We start from the raw sequence: 25,582 nt of genomic DNA, 5'->3' as shown, positions 1-25,582 counted from the left end.
AATTAAATAAAGTTTAACTGAGTTTTGTTCACGATCGTTCACGCGAAGTCTTTGTCATTTTAGAATGTTGTTGTTTTTAAGTAATTGAAATTTAGATAGATAAAAATATAATTATTAATGTGCCCATCTTGAACGTGTTCACGGGTTATAAAAATGGCGTTGATAATGAGTGGGTTGCAATTTACAGGTGTGTCCCGCCCGTGAACGTGAACGATCTGTGAGCACATGAGCGGTATTGATCAGCTGCAGTTGATGCTTAACTAATGTCCCGGTTACGGGAGCGGTCCATTATCCGTTAAAATTTTTATCTTTACTGATCACATTACATCTAACGCATGTTTTTTTTCTACTTCCTTGCCGCCCTTTTACTTCCGGTCCGCTTACGGAGATTGGTTGAACGAACCAACATGTCGCCCAAATGGCGACAGCCGCTGTTGTACATGACCTTGGGCATAGTCGGCTTGTTCATTCTAACACAAAAAGCGCTGGACGATTATGAGATCATTAACGCAGTGATCGGTATTTTGGCATTATCAGGTGTTGTTTTGTATTTGCAGTTACAGCCGGAGTTCGTCAAATTTCAGTTCTATTTCAATAGCCATTATCCGCTGATAACTGTTGGCCTTGTAAGCTCTGTTATTGATTGGTTAGCGCCTGCGTTTTACGAAAAGTGGGATTATATTTTCGTTTGTGGTGAACTAATGGCGTTCAGTTGGATCTTTATCCGATGGGCCGCCAACAAGAAGCAGCGCGAGGAATTACAGGTAGCCAATTTGCGTAACGCCGAGTTGGACCGCTTAGTAGAACTCCGCACCGCCGAACTGACCCAACAAAAAGCTGAACTGGAAAAAACCATCGATCTGTTAAAAGCCACCCAAGCGCAACTGATCCAGCAAGAGAAACTGGCATCTTTAGGTGAACTGACCGCCGGCATAGCCCACGAGATACAGAACCCGTTGAACTTCGTCAATAACTTCTCTGAAGTTAGCATAGAGCTGATGGATGAAATGGCCGAAGAATTAGCCAAAGGCGATACCGAAGAAGTAATGGCCATTGCCGGCGATATCAAACAGAACCTGGAGAAGATCATCCACCACGGTAAACGCGCTGATGGCATTGTAAAGGGTATGTTACAACATAGCCGCGCCAGCAGCGATACCAAGGAGCCGACCGATATCAATAAACTGGCCGATGAGTACTTCCGTTTAGCTTACCATGGTTTGCGCGCTAAGGATAAGAGTTTTAATGCCGAGTTGGTGACCTCTTATACCGATGGTTTGCCTGCTATCACCCTGGTGCCACAGGATGTTGGCCGGGTGTTGTTGAATATGTTCACGAATGCTTTTTATGCAGTGCATCAAAAGCAAAAAAAGCTGGGTGTTGATTTTAAGCCCGTCGTTAGCGTGACTACGTCAGCGCTTAATAAAGCCATAGAAATAAGGGTAAAGGATAACGGCACCGGCATTCCCGACGATATCAGGGATAAGATCCTGCAGCCATTCTTCACTACCAAACCTACCGGCGAGGGCACTGGTTTGGGCTTGTCTATCAGCTATGATATCATCACCAAAGCCCATGGCGGTAAGATCGATATCAACAGCACCGAAGGCGAGGGATCCGAATTTATAATTACGTTACCGACGGCCTGAATTTAAAGGCTATATTTAGCACAAATGAAGATACTGGTAGTAGATGACGAAGCGGATGTTCAACCGCTTTTTTTACAGCGCTTTAGAAAAGAGATCAAAGAACACCAGGTAGAGTTCGATTTTGCCCTCTCGGGCGAAGAGGCGCTGGAATACCTGGAAGAGAAACATTCGGAGGTAGTGCTTATCCTGTCGGATATCAATATGCCTGGGATGAGTGGTATCGAGCTGTTATCGCGGATCCGCAAGGATTTTGATGCCCCGCCACCACCCGTTGTAATGATGATCACTGCTTATGGCGACGACGAGAACCACCGCCAGGCCATAGAGCACGGCGCTAACGACTTTTTGACCAAGCCGCTTGATTTTAGTCTGTTAAAAGAGAAACTTAAAACGATACTGACCTGATGGCCAAAATACTGGTAGTTGATGATGAAGCCGATCTGGAGTTGCTGGTGAAACAAAAGTTCCGCCGCAAGATCAGGGAGAATGTGTACGAGTTTATTTTTGCCGCCAACGGTGCCGATGCACTGGAGAAAGTTAAGGAGCACGCTGATATTGACATGATCCTAAGTGATATCAATATGCCCATTATGGATGGCCTGACCTTACTGAGTCACCTGCCCGAAGCGAATCCGCTGCTGAAAGCGGTAGTGGTATCGGCATATGGCGACATGCAGAACATCCGCATGGCTATGAACCGGGGGGCGTTCGATTTTGTATTCAAGCCAGTTGATTTCGACGATCTGGACCTGACCATGGAAAAGACCATTCTCCATGTTAAACAGATGCAGGATACGCTAAAAGCCATCAAAGAGAATAACATCCTGAAAATGTACGTGGATGAGAACGTACTGAACTTTATGGGGCATAAAGGCTTTGAGGAATCTTTGCTCAAAAACGAGGTATTGAATGCTACCGTTGTATTTTTGGATGTTGTTGGCTTTACGGCTATTACTGAGCAAGTCCCGGCCAATGAGGTTGTGAATCTGCTGAATAGCCTCTTTGATAAAGTGGTTCAAGAGGTGATCGCTCAGGGCGGCGTTGTAGATAAATTTATGGGCGATGCTGTAATGGCCGTCTTCAAAGGCGAGCATCATTTGGATAGGGCTATTGATGCGGCTTTGGCTGCAAAGGCCCGTATCGGTCAGCAGGAGCCTGCCCCGATGGGAGATAAGGTTTACAAGCCGGAAATATCTATCGGTATCAATACCGGCGAGATGGTGTCGGGCAATATCGGGTCCGAATCATTGAAGCGGTTGGATTATACTGTAATTGGAGATGTTGTAAATACTGCTCAGCGCCTGCAATCGGCTGCCAAGCCTGGACAGATCCTCATCAACGAGGCGACCTATCAAAAAGCCAAAGAATCTTTCAATTGCGAAATGATAGGCGAGGTTGTTCTCAAGAATAAAGTATTACCGATGACGGTTTATCAGGTATTGGGGTAGCTACTCAATATCGTCGATGGTCATTCAGAGCATCCCTAAAAGTAAAATGATCATTACCGCACACGTTTGCGTGCAAATAGCCGGAGCAACTCGGTCCGGCTTTTCAATTTAAATATTAACTTCACCTGTTCAGATATCGTGCATCTGTGCCAGACCAAGCCGGTTGCGCAATGATATTCGCAAGCAATGAAAAAACACGTTTACATTATCGGTACGCTGCTTATGGCCATTGTGCTATACCAATGTGCCACCCGCAAGTTCATCAACTTTTCGGCTAACCCGCCTAAGGCCGATGTCAATTCGTCGCCCGTAGTGCCACCGGGACAGTCTATCAGCAAAATGAAACTGGAAGAAGGTATGGCTATCTCTATGATCGCTTCAGAACCACTGATCAGTACCCCCGTAGCGATGACCTTTGATAAGCATAACTGCATCTGGGTTTTGGAGATGCAGGATTACATGCCCGACACATCTGCCAAAGGCGAAGAATTAGCTAATGGTAAAGTTGTGGTACTAACGGATAAGGACAAAGATGGCGTGATGGACGGCCGCACGGTAGTGATCGATTCATTACTGATGCCCCGGGCTTTTTGCCTGATAGAGGACGGTATTTTGGTGGCGTCGCCGCCTAATTTGTATTTCTATCAGCTGGCAAATGATAAAGTAGTAAAGCGTACCCTTGTCGACCCTAAATATACTGAGGGTGGTAATGTGGAGCACCAACCCAATGGACTTTATCGCGGGTTGGATAACTGGATCTATAATGCAAACTCTCCCAAGCGTTACCGCAAAGCGGGCGACAAATGGCTGATCGCCCCAATGCAGGAGCAGGGGCAATGGGGCATCACGCAGGATAACGAGGGGCGGATATATTCAAACGATAACTCCACCAACCTGAACGGCGACTTTTTCCCTCCGGGTTTGGGACTTAATAATAAGAACCTTAAAACCAAGGCTGGTTTTAATCAACGTATCGTTGCCGATAATAAAGTGTATCCGATCAGGCCGACGCCCGGCGTTAACCGTGGTTACATGAAGGGTATATTAGATGATAGTTTACGGTTGAATAATTTTACAGCCGCCGCCGGTCCGCTCATTTATCGTGGCGGCTTGTTCGGTCCGGAGTATAACTTCAATGGCTTTACACCCGAGCCTTCAGCCAACCTGATCAAGCGTAACATCATAACCGAACTGAGAGGCAACGTTGTACGCGGTAAACAAGCCTATAAAGGCCGCGAGTTTTTGGCCAGTGCTGATGAACGTTTCCGCCCGGTGAGTTTGTATGATGGCCCGGATGGGGCTTTATATGTGGTAGATATGTATCGCGGCATCATTCAGCATAAAACCTATTTGACACCCTATTTAAAAGGCGAGATAGAGAAACGTAATTTGACCCAACCACTATCATGCGGAAGGTTGTATAAGATCTATCCTTTAGGCAAAAAACTGAACAATGTTGTATTCCCAGCCGATCCGATAAAATTGGTAGCATTGTTGGGGAACACCAACGGTTACGTCAGGGATAAGGCTCAGCAGATATTGGTGGATACTAAACCTCAGGCCGCTATCCCTGCCTTGCGTCAGGCCATCAAGTCAGACAATGTTTTGTTAGTCACACATGCATTGTGGACACTGGAGGGTTTGGGCGAGTTAATAGCGGATGAGGTACTGGCTTTATTAAAGTCGGCCCAATGGAAGATAAGGATGCAGGCTTTGACGGTATCGCAGTCGGTGATCGGTAAGGACAGTTACAAAGCTTTTGCCGGGATCTTGCAGGATATGATAGCTAGAAATGACACGGCGGCAGCGCCTTATGTAGGATTTGTGACCAATGCAGTTCAGCCCTTTGACCGTAAATTGGCAGATGGCATCCTGCTCGCCCTGGCAAAGAAATTCCCTAAAAATAATTACGTAGGCGACGCTATTGTAAGCAACCTGCAGGGGCGAGAGCACGAGTTTCAAAAACAAATGCTGGCCTTAATGCCCGATACTGCGTTGGCGATAAATAAACGCATTGCCAGAACGGTGATCGCTATTGATGATGCCAAGCTGAACAGTGACCCTGCATTGATGGCTAAATACTACCCGCGTGGTGTGGCTATTTACGCAACTGTTTGTAAGACCTGCCACGGCGAGGATGGCAATGGCGTGGCGGGATTAGCGCCTCCGTTGAATAAGTCGGAGATCGTTAACGGCCCCAAGGCGACCCTTACATCTATTTTGTTGAAGGGCTTGAGCGGCCCTGTTAAAGTGAACGGCAAGGTTTACCAGGCACCCGAGATAGCCGGCGAAATGCCCGGCTTTGCCGACAATAAGGATTACACTGATGATGACCTTGCCCAAGTGATGAACTTTATCCGCCGTTCATGGCAGAATAAAGGTGATAAGGTGAATGCACCCGATGTAAAAACACTACGGAGCAAGTTAGCCACCCGTCAAAAGACGTTTACCATGGATGAGCTGACCGCACCTGCTAAACCCGAGGATGCGGCTACCAAGACCAATTAACCGATATGAAGAAGATATTTATAATGCTGATGGTCGCGGGGGCATACTGCTCGCCCGCCACCGCACAAAAGAAATTATTGAAAGAAGCACCCGGTGTGGTCTCTTTCAGTTATCGTGCCGATTTTGCAAAGGATGTTGCCGGAACGCTTGATAAGATCAAGGCTGTGGGTATTACCAACATCGAGTTCTCTAACCTGTTCGGCAAAACACCTGCTGAAATGAAAGCTTTGCTTGATGAGCGTGGTATGCGCTGCACCAGTATTGGTGTAGGGCAGGGGGATCTGGAAAAGAACATGGATAAGGTGATCGCTCAGGCTAAAACACTGGGTGCAGAATTTGTAAGGATAGGTTCTATATCCCACCCCGGAGATTTTCAAGACCTGCGGGCCGAACACGTTAAAAAAGCTGCTGAAGACTTCAACAAATACGGAAAGGTCCTTTACGACAATGGCTTGACCTATTGCTATCATAACCACGGCCCGGAGTTTAAAGGCGAAGGTGAACTGGGTGCCGGGTTATTTTTCGACTACCTTGTAGCGAATACCGACCCTAAGTACGTATCATTTGAAATGGATGTGATGTGGGTTTATTGGCCTGGTCAGGATCCGATAAAATGGCTGCAAAAATATCCGGATAGGTTTAGGTTGATGCACGTGAAGAATGTAAAGAAAGGCTTGGAACGCGGCGGCAAGACCAGTTTTGTATCGGTAGGCGAGGGCCAAATGGATATGGAGGCGATCATCCGCGCGGCGAAAAAAACCAAGATCAAATACTTTTATATAGAGGACGAAAGCGCCCCTGAATTTATAGATGCCCAAATGCCCGAAAGCGTAAAGTTTTTGAACGGGTTGAAAAAGTGACGGACGGTATCGGGGATACGCTATTTGTTAAATGGAATTAATTAACCAAACCATAAATTTAATTATCATGAAAACAGGACGTAAAACTACCATCCGGATCAGCACGATGATCTTAACATCGGTATTGACCATCCTTACTTTTATTTCTATGGCGATGCGAATTGCCGACATGCCGATGGAGTACGTAGCCGTGGCTAACGAATCATTTTCTACAACATCGAAGTTCGAGATCGATCTTTATTCGGGTAATGCTGATATGGCACAAGCTAAAGAGACGATATGGATAAGTTTGGCGTGTAATGATATTGAAAAGTTGACTAACGGGCATTATAGCTACAGTAATCAAGGCGTGAATACCAGAAAGCCATTTGAGTTTTATGGCGCATTTATTAAGGATGGCCAAAAGATAGCGGTCAAGTCGGGCAATTTTGACGTGATACTTAATAAAGATCAACTTGAGATCGATTACAAACTTGGGTTGGTCGACGGAAGTAAGCTAAAGGGCCGGTATCAAGGTAAGTGTAATATGGCCGATCGGCGTAATGCAAAATAGTCATAACAAAAGAAGCCGCTCCTTAAGCAAGGGCGGCTTCTTTTGTTATAGTAAGTAGTTTATAAACTATTGAAATAATCGTTGATCAGCGTGAATTGAGAACCATACCAGCTTTTCATATATTCAGCTTCGGTATTCAGGTCCTGACCTAAATTTGTCCAAACCTTTTTCTCCCGATCTATGGCTTTGGTCTCTACCAGTTTTTTGCGGTAATTCTCTACGCGTTCGTCAATAGCCGAGGGACTAAGTTTGTTTGCCTTTAAGACATTCCAGCGGGCTTTTACCATGTCTTTAAATCCTTTAGGATCCAATTGCAGCAGGCGTTGAAATAGTTTATTATTGCTTGCCCCGATCACTTGGTTAGCCGTCTTACCACCACCTGCGTTACGCCCTAAAGCGCCATCCATATCCCAAACCGAGTAAAAGAATTTGTTGGCGTTGCGCAAATCATAAAAACTAAAGAAGGTATTCTTGTTTTCATTGTCGTGCATCACCATAGCGTTCATAAAGATGAAGTAGTCAACAATATTAGGCAGGTCTACCTTTTCACCGATATGTGCGCTAAATTCGTCATCGGTCGAATTAGCTATAAACTCAACAATAGTGTGCAAATAGCCCCAGTTAGGTGCAGGTGTGTCGCCAAGGTCCGGATACTCTAACTCCCAGCCGCCCCATTCTTTTTTAGTATTATCAAAATCCGAGTTACCGTAGAACGATGTTTCGTTGGTCCATAAGTTCGCTTTATAGCTATTCCCGTATTGCTTTTTAAGTTTCAGTTGTTTACGGTCGAGTTTCTCGGTAAGACAGTACACACCGGCGTAGCGTCCATTCAGGAAGACCTCTGTCATGTAGCCCCGTGTCCCGTTAAGGGCTTCGGGTTCGCTTGCAAAATGCGGAACGTTGTTAAACGTATTCCAAAGGTCGGTACAAACCCGGTTACGCATACGGCCCTGATCAACATACATGGCATCCAGTATCCAGCTATTGTCTTCGCGTAAACCAAGGAATGCTTTATCCAGGCTCGTACCGGCATCGTCTGTGGTTTTTACTTTGTAGTTCTTTTTAGGATAAGCGCGTGATGTAGCACCACGGATGGCGATGCTAATGGCCGAATTGAGCTGCAACTGGCTTTTTTGCGCAATATAGTCGGGGTTAACAAGTTTAAATCCGCCGGAGATCTCGTTATCGCCAATGGTAGACCCAGCGGTCAGCATTACGATCGGCAGGCCGGTGATCACCAGGTCATAAGTAGGCCCGTTGTTGTCTTTATCCGCCGCTTTTACGCTGATCTTTTGATCTGTCTGCAGGTTGGCGCTGATAGTGCCGCCGTTGCTAACCTTGGTGCCGTTAAAATAGAAATTCTTGGCAGCTGTAGTGTCAAAGTTGATAGTGATGTTACTTAAAGTAGTACCGACGGCTACAGGGTAATAAAAGGTAACAAATGTCGAATCGAATGCGCAGTCCGCCCCGTTGATCTTTAAACCCTTTAGGTGTGCCGGTGTTGTTGGCGTGGGTGGGTTAGTTACCACAGTATCATTTTTGGTAGGCCCGGGTGTAGGTTCTTCTATCGTGCTTTTTTTGCAGCCTGTAAATGCCAGTACAAAGGTGATGAATAGTAAAAAATGGTTTCTCATAAGGTTGTTTTTCATAGCGATGTTGGTTAGGTTATATCAGGTAAATTGGTAAATGTGATGCGAAATATAAGTAACGTGTTTCCGATCGCCCTGCAATTACATGGGCGTAACAAGGTCAATAGTTTAAGTGCCTTGCCATTTTAGGGTAATGGTGTAAGGCTTATAGCTAATACGTTAAATACTTAATATAGTTTATTTGCCTTGTGTATTAAAGTTGCTTGTAACAAGGGATTTACGAAACTAATTTTAGGTTTTATAATATCAGGTCTATGCAAAGGTATCGGTTTGTATCATAAGTTTGTGATAGCACAATTTTGTTACTGTAACTTTATTATACCATTATATCGAAATACACATAACGGTTGTGAATCGGACGAAGTAGTGTTGCAAATGGGTCTGAATTGCGCTAATTTTAAGCTATCACACCAATTATAAAATGAAGAAAATATTACTGATGCTGCTGACCGCTGTATTTATCGGCAACTATGCCTTTGCACAAAGCATGCCCGACAACGTGCTGAACCCCAAAGAAAAAAAGCAAGGCTGGAAATTACTGTTCGATGGCAGCACTACCACCGGCTGGACTTCCGGCGATGGCAAACCGACGGTTGCCGCCCAAGGTGCATGGGAGATAGATAACGGCACACTTACGCTGAAGAAAGAAGCAAAGGGCGGCGATATCTTTACTGTAGACGAATTCGGTGATTTTGAGTTCACTGCCGATTTTAACCTGGTGGCTGGCACCAACAGCGGCATCAAATACTTTTTTACTAAATATGATAAGGGCGGCAACCTGGGTTGCGAGTTCCAGATCATTGATGATGTGAATGGTGAGGATAATAAACTGGCCGATCATTTATTGGGATCTTTGTACGATGTGTTACCGCCTGTAGAAACCAAAAAGAAAGTTAACCCGCCGGGACAATGGAATACGATCAGGGTTATTGCTAAAGGGAAGAACGTGCAACACTTTGTTAACGGCGTAAAGGTGTTAGAATATACCCGCGGTAGTAAAGAGTATGCCGACTGCGTAGCCGATAGTAAATTCAGTAAAGTGGAGCCGATGTTCGGGACGGTAGAAAAGGGGAGGATAATGCTGCAAGATCACCACGGCCCCGTCGCCTTTAAAAATTTGAAGATAAGGTCACTTTAGAACTAAATTAAGGCCCGCCAGATATTTTGGCGGGCCTTAATTTATTAACGATGCCTGTAGATCACATGGCGAGGAGCGGCATGTACCATAACCACTTTACGTGGATGCGCCCTATGCACCACTACACGGCGTGGTGCGGGACGATATGCCGGTCTGTGCACAACCACATGACGCGGTGCCGGACGATAAGCAGGCCTATGTACTACAACAGTGCGATGAACAACCGGCGGGCGGTGTACCACCACGGTACGATGCGCTCCCGGATGGCCTACATTGATATTTGCACTTAAACGTACCTGCGCGCTCGCTGCATTGTATGAGAATATAGCTACTAAGGCTACTAAACTTGCTAATGTTATTCTAAGAGTTTTCATGGTCGTTATTTTTTGTTTTCTATAGGTTGAACTATCTGTTTTGGCGATAGTTTAAGTCTACAGGCTACGTCACATACATTGTTACAATTACATGCTTTGTTGATCGGCAGTAATTTACAAGCGGGCTGTTTCGGGCATAATGATTTAAAGCCTATCTTTGCCCATCTCAAAAAATACCCATCTATGCTTAAAGGATTTTTTAACACCCCGCAGCCCGTTAACGAACCCGTTCTGAATTACGGTCCGGGCAGTGCAGAACGCGCGTCTTTAAAAAAGGCTTTAGAAGAAGCCCGCGCACAGCAAGTAGACATCCCCATGTACATTGGCGGCAAAGAAGTGCGCACCGGTAACACCGGCGAACTGCGCCCGCCGCATGATCATAAACATTTATTAGGTACTTACCATATTGGCGATCGTGAGCAGATCCAGGCGGCTATCGACGCTGCCCTTGCAGCGAAAGCCGATTGGGAGAACCTGCCGTGGGAGCAACGTGCTGCCATTTTCTTAAAAGCTGCAGAGCATTTATCAGGCCCGTACCGTGCCAGATTAAATGCCGCTACGATGCTTGGCCAAAGCAAGAACGCCTACCAGGCCGAGATCGATTCGGCTTGCGAGTTTATCGACTTTTTGCGTTTCAACGTGCAATACATGACCGAGATCTACTCGCAGCAACCGCCGGTATCGCCAAAAGGTATCTGGAACAGGGTAGAGCAACGCCCGTTAGAAGGTTTCGTGTTTGCGTTAACACCGTTCAACTTTACGGCTATTGCCGGTAACCTGCCTGCATCAGCAGCCATGATGGGTAACGTAGTAGTTTGGAAACCTGCCGATACGCAGATCTATGCCGCTAACGTGTTGATGCAATTGTTTAACGAGGCAGGTGTCCCTCCGGGCGTGATCAACCTGATCTATGCCGATGGCCCGACCGTTGGTGATATCGTATTTAAACATCCGGATTTTGCAGGTATCCACTTTACAGGTTCAACAGGTGTGTTCCAGGAGATATGGAAGACCATAGGTACTAATATCCACCTGTACAAAACTTACCCGCGCATAGTAGGCGAGACCGGTGGTAAAGACTTTGTGTTAGCCCACCCAAGCGCTGATGCCGACGTGGTGAGTACTGCTTTAGTACGTGGCGCGTTCGAGTATCAGGGACAAAAATGTTCTGCTGCTTCACGCGCCTATGTACCAGCATCACTATGGCCGGCAGTTAGCGAGCTTATGAAGCGCGACATCGCAAGTTTTAAAGTAGGACCGGTAGAGGACTTTAGCAATTTTGTTAACGCGGTGATCACCGAGCGTTCTTTTGATAAATTAGCTAAGTATATAGATGATGCCAAAGCTGATACATCAGTAGAGATAGTAGCCGGTGGTACTTACGACAAAAGCGAAGGTTACTTCATCCACCCAACTGTGATCAAAGTGAACGATCCTTTTTACGTGACCATGTGCGAAGAGCTATTCGGCCCGGTACTTACAATTTATGTTTACGAGGACGCTGACTTCAGCGAGGTGATCAAGATCGTCGATAAAACATCGATCTATGCCTTAACCGGTTCGATCATCTCGCAAGATCGTTATGCTATTGCCGAGGCTACCCAAGGCTTACGCAACGCGGCCGGTAACTTCTACATTAACGATAAGCCAACAGGTGCAGTAGTAGGTCAGCAACCATTTGGCGGGGCCCGCGGATCTGGTACTAACGATAAGGCCGGTTCTATGATCAACTTGTTGCGTTGGGTATCTCCACGCACGATCAAAGAGACCTTTGATCCGCCGAAAGATTACAGATATCCGTTCTTGGCGGAGTAAGAAAAAGTCCGGAAGACCGTAAGTCGGTAAGTCCGAAAGATATATGACAAAAGCGGCGTCACGAAGAGTTCGTGACGCCGCTTTATTTTGTGACCAACCAGTTTTTTACTTTCGGTCTTGCTGTCTTTCCGACTTTCGGACTGTTTAAGACTTAAACTTGAACACCTCGTCAAGGGCCTCGTTGTTATGGGCACTAACTTTAAGGTCCTTGATCCTGCCGGTAGATAGGGCATAAACCCAACCATGTACGTTAAGTTCCTGGCCATTTTTCCAGGCGTTCTGTACAATAGAGGTTTTGCTTAGGTTGCGTACACCTTCTATCACGTTCAGTTCCACCAAACGGTTTCCGCGTTCTTTTTCGTCGGCGATCGCGTCAAGTTCTTTTGCATAAAAACGGTAAACATCTTTGATGTTGCGCAACCAGTTATCGATCAAGCCTACTTGTTTGTTACTCATAGCTGCCAACACACCGCCGCAACCATAGTGTCCGGTCACGATCACGTGTTTTACTTTCAATACGTTAACAGCATAATCCAGAACCGAAAGCATATTCATATCGGTATGCACCACTACGTTGGCAATGTTACGGTGTACAAATATCTCGCCCGGGGCAGTGTTGGTGATCTGGTTTGCTGGCACACGGCTATCGGCACAACCGATCCAAAGCACAGGCGGAGCTTGTCCGTTAGCTAAGGTGTTAAAAAAATCAGGGTCTTGTGCCAAAGCGTTGGCAACAAATGTTTCATTACCGGCCAGTAAACCTTCGTAGGTGATATGACTGGTGTCGTGAATGTGTGGAGTACTCATAATTGATAGATTGTTTTAATATGTAGGTGAGGAACTTTAATTCCCTCATCACTGCTTATGTGTTAATTATCGTTTTTTAATTTTTAAACGTCTATGACGTTAAAGGGTTTTTGCTATTCTACTGTAATGACGCTAAACTGAACGTAATTGGTACGGTGAATTTTTGACGTACAGGTTTGCCATTTTGCTGGCTCGGTGCCCATTTTCTCGAACCTTTTACCAACCGTATAGCTTCAGCATCGGTTTCCTTTGACAAAGGGCCAACTACTTCGATGTCTGTTAATGACCCATCTTGGTCTACCACGAAACTCACCTTTACTTTGCCTTCAACCTTATCTTTTTTTGCCTGCTCGGGGTATTTTAGGTTAGCCATTAAGTAGTTGTAAAACTTATCGATGCCGCCGGGGTAATCTGCCGAACTTTCTATGGCCTCAAAATTCTCAGGTGCAAGTACGAACGACACTGGTATGGTGTAATATGCCCTGACCGCCTGTCCACCGATCTTACCCGGCTTCCATTTTGGTGACAGTTTCATAGCACGTATAGCCTCAGCATCCAGATCGGCACTCACGCCGCGCATCACGGTAAGATCACTTAGTGCGCCATCAGTTTCAACCACATACCGAATAAATACTTTGCCTTGCACATTATGAGTACGTGCACTATCCGGATAACGTAGGGTTTGCCCTAAAAAATTATAAAAATTCTGTAAGCCACCAGGATATTCCGGTGAGTCATCGACGTTATCATAAATTTTAGCCGAGCTTGGGCTCTTTTTTTCTTGAGCTTTCGCCGTAAAAAACGATAAGGACAGTAACGATAAAAAAAGCATTCGAGTTTTCATGATCCTAAAGCAATTGTGAGACCGTGTAACTTAAATTTATTTACTCCTCAGGTGGCGAAAATGTGATCGCTTGCGTGAATTTTTGTCGTGCGGGATTACCACGAATTTTAGCCGGTTTCCACTCTTTGGAGCCTTTGATCAATCGGATAGCCTCGGCATCGGTTTCGGGCGTGAGACTTTTTAATATCTTTACGTTGCTGACAATACCATTTTTCTCCACCACAAAACTTAGTTGCACCTTGCCGTTCACCCGATCTAAACGGGCTTGCTTAGGGTAGTTCAATTTTTTGGTGATATAGGTTAAAAAAGCTTCCATACCACCCGGGTATTCTGCCGATTCATCAACAGGTTCAAATACCTCAGCCGTTGCATCCTCTTTAATATTAAAACTGATGGGCACCATAAACTCCTGCCTTACCGCGTTCGCACCTTGCTTGGCCGGCGCCCAGCGTGGTGCATCTTTGATCACGCGTACCGCTTCAGCATTTACATCTTTGGTAAGTCCGCGCACAACTTTTACCCCCGATAGGTTGCCCTTTTTTTCGATAACAAAACCTACATACACCTTACCTTGCACGTTAGATGTTTTAGCACTTTGCGGATATACCAGGTTTTCTGCTATAAATTTATAGAGCGCATCCATGCCACCGGGATATTCGGCAGGTACATCGGGCGTGGTGTAGATCGTTGTATCCTTTTTAGGGTCTACGGTAGTTTGGGCTTTTGCAAAAAAGGCAAAACCTAACATCATTAAGATCAAGAGCGGTTTACGCATCGGTATCATTTTAGTACTTAAATATCAATTGGTGCTGAAAGCGAACGGCGCGGTGAACAGTTGCCTCACAATAACACCTTTTTCCTTTGCCGGTTTCCATTTCGGGCTCGACTTTATCACACGTATCGCTTCCTGGTCTATGGTTTTCGAGACGCTTTTTATGATTTTGAATTGCGATAAACTGCCATTCTTCTCGATCACGAATTGCACGAACACTTTTCCGCCACGTTTAGCCATCCTGTCTTCCATCGGGTATCTCACGTTGTTGTATAAAAAGTTCATGAATTCATCTATCCCTCCCGGAAATTCGGCCTGCTCTTCAACGGTCGAGTAGATCTCGTTGTCGTCAGTCGCAGGTTTATCCTTTGCAGTGGCCGATGTATTAGTTTTAACAGTGTCAGTACTCGAACTTTGAGCTTTGGCGGCACAAGCCGTCAGTAGCAGTACAATAGCGATAAGGTTTTTTCTCATGCCCTAAATATAGCAAAGTTTTATTTCGCGTTATCCGGTATGATATTCCTTACTGATCCTCGTCTGTTTTTGATGATGCCTCAAAAGTCAACTCCTTAAATTTAGGTACCGGGTAATTGTGTTTGATATTGACCAGTTCTACAATGATCGCTTTGGTAAAGGCATTGTGTTTATAATTGAAGATAGTCTCTAAAACGTCCTGGTCAATATATCTCGAACTCGTACCGTCAATGATCACCGTCGATTCCTTAGGCAACTTGGTCAGCATAACCTGTATCGAAGCCTTGTTCAAAAAAGAAACCTCCTCGGCCAAACGGATACGGAACACGTTCTTATTGCCATTTTTTTCGATATGGTAGAAATAAGGATTGTTCATATTGGTACGCAGGATGTAGAACACACCCACCAACATACCTATACCCACGCCGATCAACAGGTCGGTAAACACAACTGCCACAATAGTTACCACAAACGGGATGAACTGGTTCAGGCCTTTGTGCCACATATGTTGGAACAAAGAGATACGCGCCAGTTTGTAACCGGTCATTAGCAGGATAGCTGCTAAGCAAGATAGGGGAATGTAGTTGATGATCTTAGGGATAAGCACCAGTGATATCAACAAAAGAAAGCCATGAAAAATAGCACTCATTTTAGTGCGAGCACCAGCGTTGACATTGGCCGACGAGCGCACGATAACCGCCGTCATTGGCAAACCACCTAACAGACCGCTCACAATGTTACCAGCCCCTTGCGCCCAAAGTTCGCGGTTGGTAGGGGATATCCGTTTGATCGGGTCTATCTTGTCTACCGCTTCTAAACTTAAAAGGGTCTCCAAACTGGCCACTACAGCTATTGTAAATGCGCTTACCCAGATCTGTTTATTGCCGATAGCGCCAAAATCGGGCATTCGGAACAAACCGAAAAATTCGTTAGCACTGTTAACGATAGGGATCTGTACAAATTGTTTATCGCGCAGTTCTAACCCGGTATTGTTAAAAGCCAGGCTTAAACCAATGCCAGCCAACACTACCATTAAAGCGGCCGGAATACCGGACACCTTTTTGATCTTTGGCCACCAGATCAATATCGAGATAGAAACAGCTGCGATGATCATCGCGCCATAATTGATCTTGCTGATAGCACTCAAAATGCCCGAGAAGGTATTCTCTTTATCCACCTGCATAAATTCTTCATCGCCTACAAAGTCTTTATCGTAACCTACAGCATGGGGGAATTGCTTCAGGATAAGGATGATACCAATAGCGGCCAACATACCCTCGATCACTGCAGACGGAAAGTAGTTACCGATAGTCCCGGCCTTGATCAAACCAAGGATGATCTGGAAAACTCCCGCTAATACAACGCACAGTAAAAAGGCCTCGTAAGTGCCCGAGCTGTGGATCGCATTCATTACGATAACTGTCAAACCCGCTGCCGGACCGGCAACACTGAGCTGCGATCCGCTTAACGAACCTACTACGATACCACCGATGATGCCTGTAAGCACACCCGCAAAAAGCGGTGCGCCAGAGGCCAGCGCTATACCCAAACAAAGCGGTAAGGCCACTAAAAATACTACTATACTTGCAGGGAGGTCTCTCTTTAAATTTTTAGCTTTAAAGTATTTACCCAGGTTAAGCCCGCCTGCAGCAAACTCATGTTGCTCCATAAAAAGTTACGATCAATTGTAAGAATGAAAAAAATAGGGATAGCGAAAAAGTCCCGGACCTGAATAAGGACCGGCAGGAGTATCTTTACGCGTTGGGCGGCGGTGTAGGGACTACGGGGTGGAACGTTTGCACGGGCAGCGCATGCTCTTGATTGTGCAGCAGGTTATTCTCTAATAGGACGGGTGTAATGGCGTAACAATGCATAACCAGATCCTCGTCAAAAAACTTCTTCTCTTTGGCCGATTCTTTTTCGGTAGTGTCTTTTTCGTCTTTGCCTTCCAGCTCTAACTGTAGGATCACTGCGTTTATTACCTTATTGTTGTTAAATGCCAAAAAAATAGGCGCAACAGAGATGCCCATCTTCATGACAAAGATGCCAATGAAGATCATGCTGATCAAAATATGCGACGTGCTCCGTTTCAACAGATGTAAAAGTAATTAGAAATTGATTAGGATCGGGTAAATATAATTAAGGTTTTGTAAAAACTACGATATAAAAAACGCCCCTACGATGTTTTTGAAGCGCAAGTAAGTGAACATCAGTAATGTTACTTAGTGTATCGAATTTAATAAATTATTATTTATTTGCAACAACAAACTGGATTGCCGGCGCAAACCTGATCGATTTTGAAAGCGGCCATTAATTGTTACTTTTAAACTTTTACTAATTGTTAAAACCGGTGGAGAAGAAGATACAAAACCTGATCAGTAAACGCGAGCAAGCATTGGCCGGTGGCGGCCAGGCAAGGATAGAGGCCCAGCATAAAAAAGGCAAACTGACCGCGCGCGAACGTTTACATTTTTTAATGGACGAAGGTTCGTTCCAGGAGATAGGGATGTTGGTCGCTCATCGCTCTACCGATTTTGGGATGGAAAAAGAACACTACCCCGGCGATGGTGTAGTGACCGGATACGGAATGATCAATGGCCGCCTGACATATGTGTTCTCTCAGGATTTTACGATATTTGGCGGCTCCCTGTCCGAGACCCATGCCGAAAAGATCTGCAAACTGATGGATATGGCCATGAAGAATGGAGCACCCATCATCGGGTTGAACGATTCGGGTGGGGCGCGTATACAGGAGGGGGTGGTATCCTTAGGTGGTTATGCTGATATCTTTTATCGCAATACGCTGGCATCGGGTGTTATCCCGCAGTTGTCAGCCATTATGGGTCCATGTGCCGGTGGCGCGGTCTACTCGCCGGCTATCACCGATTTCATTTTGATGGTAGAGAATACCTCTTACATGTTCGTTACCGGACCTAATGTGGTAAAGACCGTAACCCACGAGCAGGTTACTTCCGAAGAATTAGGCGGGGCGATGACACACGCTACCAAGTCGGGCGTTACGCATTTTGCCTGCGCTAACGAAATAGCGGCTATTCAGCATATCAAACAATTGCTGAGCTACATGCCGCAAAATTGCGAGGAGCGCGCGCCGTCGGTGCCTTATGAGGTGAATAATGAGTACCGCGAGTCACTGAATACTTTTATGCCTGAGAGCGCATCTCAGCCGTATGATATCAGGGATATTATCAATGTGGTGATCGATGAGGGGTCATTCCTTGAAGTACATAAAGATTTTGCTGAGAATATCGTTATCGGTTTTGCGCGATTAGCGGGCAGAAGTATCGGTATCGTAGCTAATCAACCTGCATTTTTAGCTGGTGTGCTGGATATCAACGCGTCGACAAAGGGGGCAAGGTTCGTACGCTTTTGTGATTGCTTTAATATACCGCTGCTGGTGTTTGAGGATGTGCCGGGCTTTTTACCGGGTACTGATCAGGAATGGAAAGGCATTATTACCAATGGCGCTAAATTGCTTTATGCTTTTTGCGAGGCTACGGTGCCAAGGATCACCGTGATCACCCGCAAAGCTTACGGTGGAGCATATGATGTAATGAACTCCAAACACATTGGGGCTGACATTAATTACGCTTGGCCATCAGCAGAGATAGCGGTTATGGGTGCTAAAGGCGCGGCCGAGATCATTTTTAAGCGGGAGATAAGCAATGCCGAAGATCCCGAAGCCAAATGGCTGGAAATGGAAAAGCGCTATTCGGATAAATTTGCTAATCCGTACAGGGCTGCCGAGCGCGGGTTTATTGATGATGTGATAGAACCCGCCGAGACGCGTATCAAACTGATATGTGCCTTTAAAATGCTGGAAAATAAAGTGGTTAACATGCCGCGCAAGAAGCACGGCAATATTCCATTATGATGTTGGCGCGGTGTTCTTTAACGTGCTGGTAGTAGTTTCCGGAACATATTCAAACGTCTTTTTGCAATCGTGGCAATGGGCTTTAAAATATGGGCTGGTATATTCCTTACCTGCGCCGATCATGCCTACTGCTAACAACGGTAAAGAGAATAGATAGTAACCCGTAACCCCGGTAACGGCAACGATCAAAAATCCAAAGCCGACCAGCGCAACGCCAAGGCCTATCAATATTTGGGTGAGTTTGCTGTGGCGACTAACTTTTTTGCAGCTACGGCAGTGCGGGCATTCAACTTGGTTTTTCATGGTGGTGATGTTTCAACAACCTCTTCAATTTTGATACCATGAATCGGATAATGTGTCTGAAGCGAACAAAGGCGCTATTGATAATTTTGTTAAATTGAAATTTGTATATTATAACATACAGTGTCTGCCGTATTTGAACTTAAAATGAAAGCATACCTTTTTGGATGGAACCCATCGAAATTCCCATGGATCGATCTACCCGACGATAAAAAACGATTTGAACAGACCGGCCATCTGGAGGATAATTGGAGCGTTGCCAGCCACAAAACGATAGAAGTTGGCGATCGTGCCTATGTGGTGAGAGTAGGCGTAGAGCCGAAGGGGATATTCGCGTCGGGGTATATCAGCACTAAGCCATACCATGCTTATCGCAACGGTCGATCGTATTTTAGGATCGGGATCGCATTCGATACTTTGCTTGATCCCAACTCTGAACAGATCCTGGGTTTGGATATCCTAAAAACCGGCGATCTCGCCGAGCAGACCTGGACACCGCAAGCATCAGGCATAGCGATACGCCCCGAACTGGTGGATGAATTAGAAGGTGTATGGCTGGACTTCCTGGAAAACCGTAACGAATTATAATTAATCGATGCCCATAACAGACATCCTCATTTATACCGCATTGTTACTTGGCGGTTTGCTAAGCTACCGCTTTAAAAAGCTGACCTTAGCAGGAGCGCTAACCGGAGCAATAGTAGGCGCGCTGATCTATAAAGGAGCAGGTTACACCGGCATCGCCTTACTGGCAACTTCCTTTATAGCCGGGACTGTTGCAACCACTTGGCAAGCTAAACAGAAGGCAACTTTGCCGGGTAACGAAAGTGAAAGTAGCCAACGCACCGCCGGGCAAGTGCTGGCTAACGGCGGTACGGCAGCTATCCTTGGTGCTTTAGCAATTCTGCTGCCGGCATATCAGCAGATCTTTCAATTAATGATAGCCGGTAGTTTAGCTTCGGCAACGGCTGATACGCTATCGTCTGAATTAGGGACGGTCTACGGCAAGCGGTTCTTTAACATCATCACCTTCAAAAGGGACGAGCGCGGATTAGATGGCGTAATAAGTTTAGAGGGGACAATGATCGGCATAGCTGGCGCAGCTTTGATCGGCTTGGTTTATAGCGCTGGCTTTGGTTGGTCGGTCAATTTGTTATGGATAATAGCTGCAGGCTTTGTGGGTAACGTGACCGACTCGGCGTTAGGCGCTACGATGGAGCGTAATGGATTGATAGGTAACAACGTGGTTAACTTTTTAAATACGGCTACCGGAGCGGTAGTAGCCGGAATACTCACGCTGACCTGATAGAAAATTAGGAGGAGGGTAGGTGTATGCAGTTTGGATCGTACACACCTACCGCGACTTGTATTTCAACTTACGGGGGCGCTTACGGCACGAACTGTAACAAGAACGCCGAACCTTTTCCCTCGCTCGATTGTACCTGAATATTGCCCTTATGTAACAGCATGATCTGTTTACACAAACTCAAGCCAATACCACTACCTGTTTTGCGGGTACTAAAGAATGGTATAAAGATCTTGTCCAGCAGTTCGGGTGGCATACCAACTCCGTTGTCAGCTATCTTTACAATGATCTTATTGTTACTTTGTACCTCGGCCGATAATACGATCAGTGGAGATTCGCGGTCTTTCACAGCCTCTATAGCATTGACCAAAAGGTTGATCAATACTTGCTCCACCAAATTGATATCTGCTTCGATGGCCAACGTAGGGTCACGCAATACGATGTCCAATTCTATCTTCTTTTTATCCAGCGTAGGCGACATCAGGTTGTTCAGGTTCTCGAATAGGTCGCGCACCATGATCTTTTTAAGATCCAGTTTGGTGATCTTATTCAGGTTACGGTAACTCTCGGTAAACTTCAATAGCCCTTCGCTCCGGCGTTTAATGGTGTCGATACCCAATTCCAGATCCTCTAACTGGCTACTCACCGGACTATTCGCTATCTCCGGACTTTGCAGCCTGTTTTTCAAAGTATCAGCCAGCGATGATATCGGCGCAACCGAGTTCATGATCTCGTGCGTCATCACGTTCAATAGCTTTTGCCAGGCTTTAGATTCGGTCTCATCCAAAGCTTCGCTCACGTTCTGGAAAGCGAGAAGTTTATAAAGACGACCATCGCTGCGTAGTACGCTTGCAGTTACTAATATCTTGATCAGTTGCTGGTTGCGTGTAAGTGTCACCACCTTACTGTCGCCGGGTTTCAGGGCGACTACGTCGTGATAAAGGCCGGGTTCGCGTTTCTCTAATGAATGGATCGTTTTAAGATAGGGGATGGTGAGCAGGTTCTTAAAAGCCTCGTTGATCCAACCGGTTTCGCCTGTCTCGGCATCGTAGGATACAATGCCGGTATCCACCAGTTCCAGTATCTTTTGCAGGTAATGGTATTGGGTTTCCCTTTCGCGACTGATCAGTTTGAAAGTACTGTTAATATCGTTAAATCCTTTACGCAACGGCCTCAGCTCCGATGGCGCGTGACGCTCATCAAAATGACGCGAAAAATCACGGTATTGTATCGACTCCACAAATTGGCTCACCTCATCCTGCGCTTTACGTTGCAACCGTATCAGGTCTACCAACTGAAAAGCGATCAGCGGGGCCATAAACACCAGATAGATATAAACACCTTTTACTACAATAAATGCAGCCACGGTAATGGTCATAAAAATGGCAATAACACGCAGGATCAGCCGCCACTCGTAACGCTTATATATCATATTTGCTTAGTCTACGGTAAAGTGCAGTGCGGGTCAGTCCTAATTCTTTAGCAGCCCGGGTGATGTTGCCGTTATGCTTATCTATCACGCGTAGGATGGCGCTTTTCTCCATCGTGCTCAACGGCACGTTCTCTAATTCTATCGTTTCAACAGCGGTCTCTAATGATGAGAATATCAGGTCATCACTGGTCAGTAAGTGGCCATCGGCCATAATTACAGCACGCTCTATTGAATACTGCAATTCGCGTACGTTGCCGGGGAAGTTATAGGTGCGCAATTTGTTAATGGCGCTGCTATCCAGATCCAATGCCGGCTTTGCATATTTAGATGAGTAAACCTTGGCAAAGTGTTTGGCTAACAACACAATATCATTATTACGGCGGCGGAGCGGAGGCATAGTGATCTCTACTGTGTTGATCCTGTAGATCAAATCCTTACGGAATTTATTCTCGTTAGCCAACTCCTGTAAAGGGACGTTGGTAGCACAAATGAGGCGGATATCAATATCGATAGGTTTGTTAGTACCCAGGCGGGTCACTTCCCTGTTCTGTAATACGGTAAGCAGCTTGGCTTGTTGTTGCAGGCTGATATTACCGATCTCATCTAAAAACAAGGTTCCGCCCTGCGCATCCTCAAAACGGCCGGGACGGTCTTCACGTGCGTCAGTAAACGCCCCTTTTTTGTGACCGAAAAGTTCGCTCTCGAAAAGTGTATCTGTCAATGCGCCAACGTCAACTTTAATGAAGGGTTTATTAGCCCGCATAGAACGCTCGTGAATGGCTTTTGCCATCAGATCTTTGCCTGTGCCGTTCTCACCAAGTATCAGGATGTTGGCATCGGTAGGGGCGATCTTGTTTACTTTGTGGAAGACATCTTCCATCGCTTCTGACTCACCAAGGATGTCCGTAGACCCGGTGGCACTTTTGGTGGCCGACTTTACCGTTTTAACACCTTCTTTTTTATCAAGCAGGTCTTTGATGGTGTCTAACAATTTCTCGTTATGCCATGGCTTTACTATAAAATCGTTAGCGCCTTCCTTTAGCGAACGCACGGCGAGGTCAATATCGCCATACGCGGTGATCATGATCACGCAAACGTTCGGCTTCCATTCTTTAACTTTGCGCAACCAGTAGATACCCTCGTTGCCAGTGTTAATTGCGCTGTTATAGTTCATATCCAGCAACACCAGATCAACCTGATTGCGTTGCAGCAGCCAGTTAATGTTTTCGGGGTTCTTTTCGGTGATCACCTCTTGTGCCTCGGTCTTTAGCAATAACTTAACCGCGGTAAGTACATCGGGATCGTCGTCCACAATTAAAACGTTCGCCTTTTTTAGTATCATCGTCTCAATAAAAAGTGTTAAAGTAGCTATTTATAGTTAAAGTGCTCTATAGTCGTCAAAAGTGCTTCGGGCAGACCAGTTAGGTCCAGCCTTAACACAAAAGCTTTAACTAAATTTAACTATCTGCATACCAATTTAATACCCATTTTGGCAAGTGGTTGATAAACAGTATTATCACCATCGGGCACCGTACGGTCAGTGTATCAATACCGAACACTTAATGTAACAGAAGCGTACGGCACTTAGTAAAATACGATACCTAATTAATTGAAATACAGTAACTTAATTTATGGCACAAGATTGTATTGACCTATGCCAAAATAGCTAAAAATACGTGGACAGAAAGATCGAGAAAAAAAAGTGGAATAGTAAACTTCTGATGACCATTGGAGGCGTAGTGGTGTTGGTTGGCGGCATTGTGTATGTGGTATTGGCCACATCGGGCAAAAGCAAATTGAATGTAGACCGCGAGCGTATCACCATCAGCGAAGTGACCAAGGGCCCGTTCCAGGTAACCATCCCCGAGAATGGCGTTGTATTACCTATTACCACCATATACGTTGACGCCGCCGAGGGCGGCCGTGTGCAGGAAAGGTTTGTAGAGGACGGCACTATGGTAAAAAAAGGTGACCCGATATTAAAGTTAGGCAATAGCGACTTGGAACTAAGTTTATCTAACCAGGAGACACAGGTTTTCGGGCAGATCACGCAGATGCAGATATCGCGCAATAACGCGCGTCAGGCCACCATTGGCAAGCTGAACCAAATGGCCGATGTTGATAATGGTTTCCGTGAGGCAGAGCGCATCTACAAATTAAACAAACGGTTGTACGATCAAAAAGCCATTGGTTTGCAGGAGTTCAAAAAATCTGAAAATGATTATAACTATCAGCTGAACCGTAAAAAATTGACCACCCAGATCCTATCGTCTGATAGCTCTCAGGTAAGGACCGAAGAGAAGCAAAATCAAGAGCAATACGCCCACATGAAGAACTCGTTGGCGATGATGCGCAAAAAAGTAGATGACCTGACCATACGTGCACCTGTTGATGGCCAATTGACCGGAATGGATGCCGAGATCGGTCAAAACAAAGCTAAAGGCGCAAGCATTGGCCAGATAGACGTGATCACCGGCTTTAAAGTGAGGGTTAACATTGATGAACATTATTTGCAGCAAGTATTTTTGGGTATCCCCGGTACTTTTGCGCTGGGCGATAAGCAATTTAAACTGGTGGTAAAAAAAGTTTACGCGCAGATCACCAACGGCAAGTTTCAGGTGGATATGCAATTTGTTGACAAGGTGCCGGCCGGCATCCGTCGCGGGCAGACCTTGCAGATCTTGTTAGCTTTAAGCGATGAGACCCAAGCGGTATTGGTACCACGTGGAGGTTTCTATCAAGCCACCGGTGGTAACTGGATATTTAAACTAAGCGCCGATGGGAAAACAGCTTATCGTGCAGATATCCAGCTGAGCCGCCAAAACCCTGATTTCTTTGAAGTATTAGGCGGATTGAAACCTGGCGAGAAAGTGATCACAAGCAGTTATGATACTTACGGCGATATACAGGAGCTAATTATTAAGTAAAGCCAAAAGGTTAGAGGTGAAAGGCGAGAGGTCTTCACTACATAAATAAATAGACAAGATATTATCACACACAAAATAAAACAAGCCCTTGGGCTTTGGGAGGCCAAATGATCAAAATTACCAACCTTGAAAAATTCTACCGCACCGAAGAGGTGGAGACCATTGCATTGAACAAACTTTCGATGGAAGTTAAAAAAGGCGAATTCGTTGCCATAATGGGCCCATCGGGCTGTGGCAAGTCAACCTTGCTTAACATCCTGGGCCTATTAGATGATCCGGATGCAGGCAGTTACCTGTTCAACGATATTGAGGTGGCCGACTTTAACGAGCGCAAACGTGCCGACCTGCGTAAACACAACATTGGTTTCGTTTTCCAAAGCTTTAACCTGATCGACGAGTTGACCGTGTTCGAGAACGTGGAATTGCCATTGATCTACACCGGCGTAGCCGCCGCTGACAGGGTGAAGAAAGTGGAGGCCGTTTTAGACAAAATGCAGATCATGCATCGCCGTAACCACTACCCGCAACAATTATCGGGTGGTCAGCAACAGCGTGTAGCCATTGCTCGCGCAGTAGTGAATACGCCGAAGATCATTCTTGCGGATGAGCCTACCGGTAACCTGGATAGCAGCAACGGTAACGACGTGATGGAACTGCTGACCGACCTGAACGAACAAGGTACTACCATCATCATGGTAACGCACTCTGAGCATGATGCACGCTACAGCCACCGTATCATCCGCCTGTTGGACGGGCAGACCGTGGTAGAGAACATCATGATATAACAAGCTTACGACCTAAAATTTATATCAGTTAATTAATGTGCCATTGAGG

24 protein-coding genes are annotated in these 25,582 nt (G+C 45.8%); 13 read left to right on the top strand and 11 right to left on the bottom strand.

Annotated elements, in window-relative coordinates; translation table 11 throughout:
- Positions 1–335 precede the first annotated feature (335 nt).
- From IRJ16_RS01930 to IRJ16_RS01905, 6 genes are all read left to right on the top strand, one after another.
- Complete coding sequence (locus IRJ16_RS01930; protein WP_194109824.1) at positions 336–1,649, top strand: sensor histidine kinase; 1,314 nt, start codon at positions 336–338, stop codon at positions 1,647–1,649.
- A 24-nt stretch (positions 1,650–1,673) separates the two neighbouring features.
- A complete protein-coding gene (locus IRJ16_RS01925) occupies positions 1,674–2,054 on the top strand; it encodes a response regulator (protein WP_194109823.1) in 381 nt (126 codons plus the stop codon).
- On the top strand, positions 2,054–3,097 hold the full coding sequence (locus IRJ16_RS01920; RefSeq protein ID WP_194109822.1) for an adenylate/guanylate cyclase domain-containing protein: 1,044 nt from the start codon (positions 2,054–2,056) through the stop codon (positions 3,095–3,097). Before IRJ16_RS01925 ends, IRJ16_RS01920 begins: the two co-directional genes overlap by 1 nt.
- Before the next feature lie 186 nt (positions 3,098–3,283).
- Positions 3,284–5,605 carry a DUF7133 domain-containing protein gene (locus IRJ16_RS01915; protein ID WP_194109821.1) on the top strand — a complete coding sequence of 774 codons (2,322 nt, stop codon included), beginning with the start codon at positions 3,284–3,286 and terminating at the stop codon, positions 5,603–5,605.
- 5 nt (positions 5,606–5,610) lie between these two features.
- A complete protein-coding gene (locus IRJ16_RS01910) occupies positions 5,611–6,465 on the top strand; it encodes a sugar phosphate isomerase/epimerase family protein (protein WP_194109820.1) in 855 nt (284 codons plus the stop codon).
- A 67-nt stretch (positions 6,466–6,532) separates the two neighbouring features.
- A complete protein-coding gene (locus tag IRJ16_RS01905; protein WP_194109819.1) occupies positions 6,533–7,018 on the top strand; it encodes a hypothetical protein in 486 nt (161 codons plus the stop codon).
- Between the two features lie 59 nt (positions 7,019–7,077).
- Here the strand turns inward: IRJ16_RS01905 and IRJ16_RS01900 are convergent, their stop codons facing one another.
- Positions 7,078–8,667 carry a CotH kinase family protein gene (locus IRJ16_RS01900; RefSeq protein ID WP_194109818.1) on the bottom strand — a complete coding sequence of 530 codons (1,590 nt, stop codon included), beginning with the start codon at positions 8,665–8,667 and terminating at the stop codon, positions 7,078–7,080.
- A 421-nt stretch (positions 8,668–9,088) separates the two neighbouring features.
- Between IRJ16_RS01900 and IRJ16_RS01895 the strand changes: the two genes are divergently transcribed.
- Positions 9,089–9,805, top strand: a complete 717-nt coding sequence (locus IRJ16_RS01895) for a 3-keto-disaccharide hydrolase (protein ID WP_194109817.1) — start codon at positions 9,089–9,091, stop codon at positions 9,803–9,805.
- A 44-nt stretch (positions 9,806–9,849) separates the two neighbouring features.
- Here IRJ16_RS01895 and IRJ16_RS01890 read toward each other — a convergent pair whose 3' ends face one another.
- Positions 9,850–10,179 carry a hypothetical protein gene (locus IRJ16_RS01890; protein WP_194109816.1) on the bottom strand — a complete coding sequence of 110 codons (330 nt, stop codon included), beginning with the start codon at positions 10,177–10,179 and terminating at the stop codon, positions 9,850–9,852.
- Positions 10,180–10,362: 183 nt separating this feature from the next.
- On the opposite strand from IRJ16_RS01890, the gene pruA reads away from it, so the two are divergent.
- Positions 10,363–11,994 carry an L-glutamate gamma-semialdehyde dehydrogenase gene (pruA, locus tag IRJ16_RS01885; protein WP_194109815.1) on the top strand — a complete coding sequence of 544 codons (1,632 nt, stop codon included), beginning with the start codon at positions 10,363–10,365 and terminating at the stop codon, positions 11,992–11,994.
- Between the two features lie 144 nt (positions 11,995–12,138).
- Here the strand turns inward: pruA and IRJ16_RS01880 are convergent, their stop codons facing one another.
- From IRJ16_RS01880 to IRJ16_RS01855, 6 genes are all read right to left on the bottom strand, one after another.
- A complete protein-coding gene (locus IRJ16_RS01880; RefSeq protein WP_194109814.1) occupies positions 12,139–12,801 on the bottom strand; it encodes a carbonic anhydrase in 663 nt (220 codons plus the stop codon).
- A gap of 118 nt (positions 12,802–12,919) precedes the next feature.
- Positions 12,920–13,645, bottom strand: a complete 726-nt coding sequence (locus tag IRJ16_RS01875) for an energy transducer TonB (RefSeq protein WP_194109813.1) — start codon at positions 13,643–13,645, stop codon at positions 12,920–12,922.
- Between the two features lie 40 nt (positions 13,646–13,685).
- Complete coding sequence (locus IRJ16_RS01870) at positions 13,686–14,420, bottom strand: energy transducer TonB (RefSeq protein ID WP_194109812.1); 735 nt, start codon at positions 14,418–14,420, stop codon at positions 13,686–13,688.
- Between the two features lie 24 nt (positions 14,421–14,444).
- Positions 14,445–14,891 carry an energy transducer TonB gene (locus tag IRJ16_RS01865; RefSeq protein WP_194109811.1) on the bottom strand — a complete coding sequence of 149 codons (447 nt, stop codon included), beginning with the start codon at positions 14,889–14,891 and terminating at the stop codon, positions 14,445–14,447.
- 49 nt (positions 14,892–14,940) lie between these two features.
- Complete coding sequence (locus IRJ16_RS01860) at positions 14,941–16,560, bottom strand: SulP family inorganic anion transporter (protein ID WP_194109810.1); 1,620 nt, start codon at positions 16,558–16,560, stop codon at positions 14,941–14,943.
- Between the two features lie 85 nt (positions 16,561–16,645).
- On the bottom strand, positions 16,646–16,984 hold the full coding sequence (locus IRJ16_RS01855) for a hypothetical protein (protein WP_194109809.1): 339 nt from the start codon (positions 16,982–16,984) through the stop codon (positions 16,646–16,648).
- Between the two features lie 257 nt (positions 16,985–17,241).
- Between IRJ16_RS01855 and IRJ16_RS01850 the strand changes: the two genes are divergently transcribed.
- A complete protein-coding gene (locus IRJ16_RS01850) occupies positions 17,242–18,783 on the top strand; it encodes an acyl-CoA carboxylase subunit beta (protein WP_194109808.1) in 1,542 nt (513 codons plus the stop codon).
- Here the strand turns inward: IRJ16_RS01850 and IRJ16_RS01845 are convergent.
- A complete protein-coding gene (locus IRJ16_RS01845) occupies positions 18,778–19,086 on the bottom strand; it encodes a hypothetical protein (RefSeq protein ID WP_194109807.1) in 309 nt (102 codons plus the stop codon). The genes IRJ16_RS01850 and IRJ16_RS01845 overlap by 6 nt on opposite strands.
- Before the next feature lie 144 nt (positions 19,087–19,230).
- Between IRJ16_RS01845 and IRJ16_RS01840 the strand changes: the two genes are divergently transcribed.
- Together IRJ16_RS01840 and IRJ16_RS01835 are read left to right on the top strand one after the other, a co-directional pair.
- On the top strand, positions 19,231–19,671 hold the full coding sequence (locus IRJ16_RS01840; RefSeq protein ID WP_194109806.1) for a hypothetical protein: 441 nt from the start codon (positions 19,231–19,233) through the stop codon (positions 19,669–19,671).
- Positions 19,672–19,678: 7 nt separating this feature from the next.
- Positions 19,679–20,389 (top strand): DUF92 domain-containing protein, encoded by a 711-nt coding sequence (locus IRJ16_RS01835; protein WP_194109805.1) that lies wholly within the window; start codon positions 19,679–19,681, stop codon positions 20,387–20,389.
- A gap of 82 nt (positions 20,390–20,471) precedes the next feature.
- Here the strand turns inward: IRJ16_RS01835 and IRJ16_RS01830 are convergent, their stop codons facing one another.
- Together IRJ16_RS01830 and IRJ16_RS01825 are read right to left on the bottom strand one after the other, a co-directional pair.
- A complete protein-coding gene (locus IRJ16_RS01830) occupies positions 20,472–21,821 on the bottom strand; it encodes a sensor histidine kinase (RefSeq protein WP_194109804.1) in 1,350 nt (449 codons plus the stop codon).
- Positions 21,811–23,163 carry a sigma-54-dependent transcriptional regulator gene (locus IRJ16_RS01825; protein WP_194109803.1) on the bottom strand — a complete coding sequence of 451 codons (1,353 nt, stop codon included), beginning with the start codon at positions 23,161–23,163 and terminating at the stop codon, positions 21,811–21,813. Before IRJ16_RS01825 ends, IRJ16_RS01830 begins: the two co-directional genes overlap by 11 nt.
- A 334-nt stretch (positions 23,164–23,497) precedes the next feature.
- Here IRJ16_RS01825 and IRJ16_RS01820 point away from each other — a divergent pair, with 334 nt between their 5' ends.
- Both IRJ16_RS01820 and IRJ16_RS01815 read left to right on the top strand, forming a co-directional pair.
- A complete protein-coding gene (locus tag IRJ16_RS01820; protein WP_194109802.1) occupies positions 23,498–24,748 on the top strand; it encodes an efflux RND transporter periplasmic adaptor subunit in 1,251 nt (416 codons plus the stop codon).
- Between the two features lie 107 nt (positions 24,749–24,855).
- Complete coding sequence (locus IRJ16_RS01815; RefSeq protein ID WP_194109801.1) at positions 24,856–25,533, top strand: ABC transporter ATP-binding protein; 678 nt, start codon at positions 24,856–24,858, stop codon at positions 25,531–25,533.
- Positions 25,534–25,582: the final 49 nt, after the last annotated feature.

The sequence above is a fragment of the Mucilaginibacter myungsuensis genome (genome assembly GCF_015222005.1).
Lineage (GTDB): Bacteria > Bacteroidota > Bacteroidia > Sphingobacteriales > Sphingobacteriaceae > Mucilaginibacter > Mucilaginibacter myungsuensis.
The sequence above is the reverse complement of the archived record's forward strand: the minus strand, read 5'-3'. Positions and strand labels throughout refer to the sequence as shown.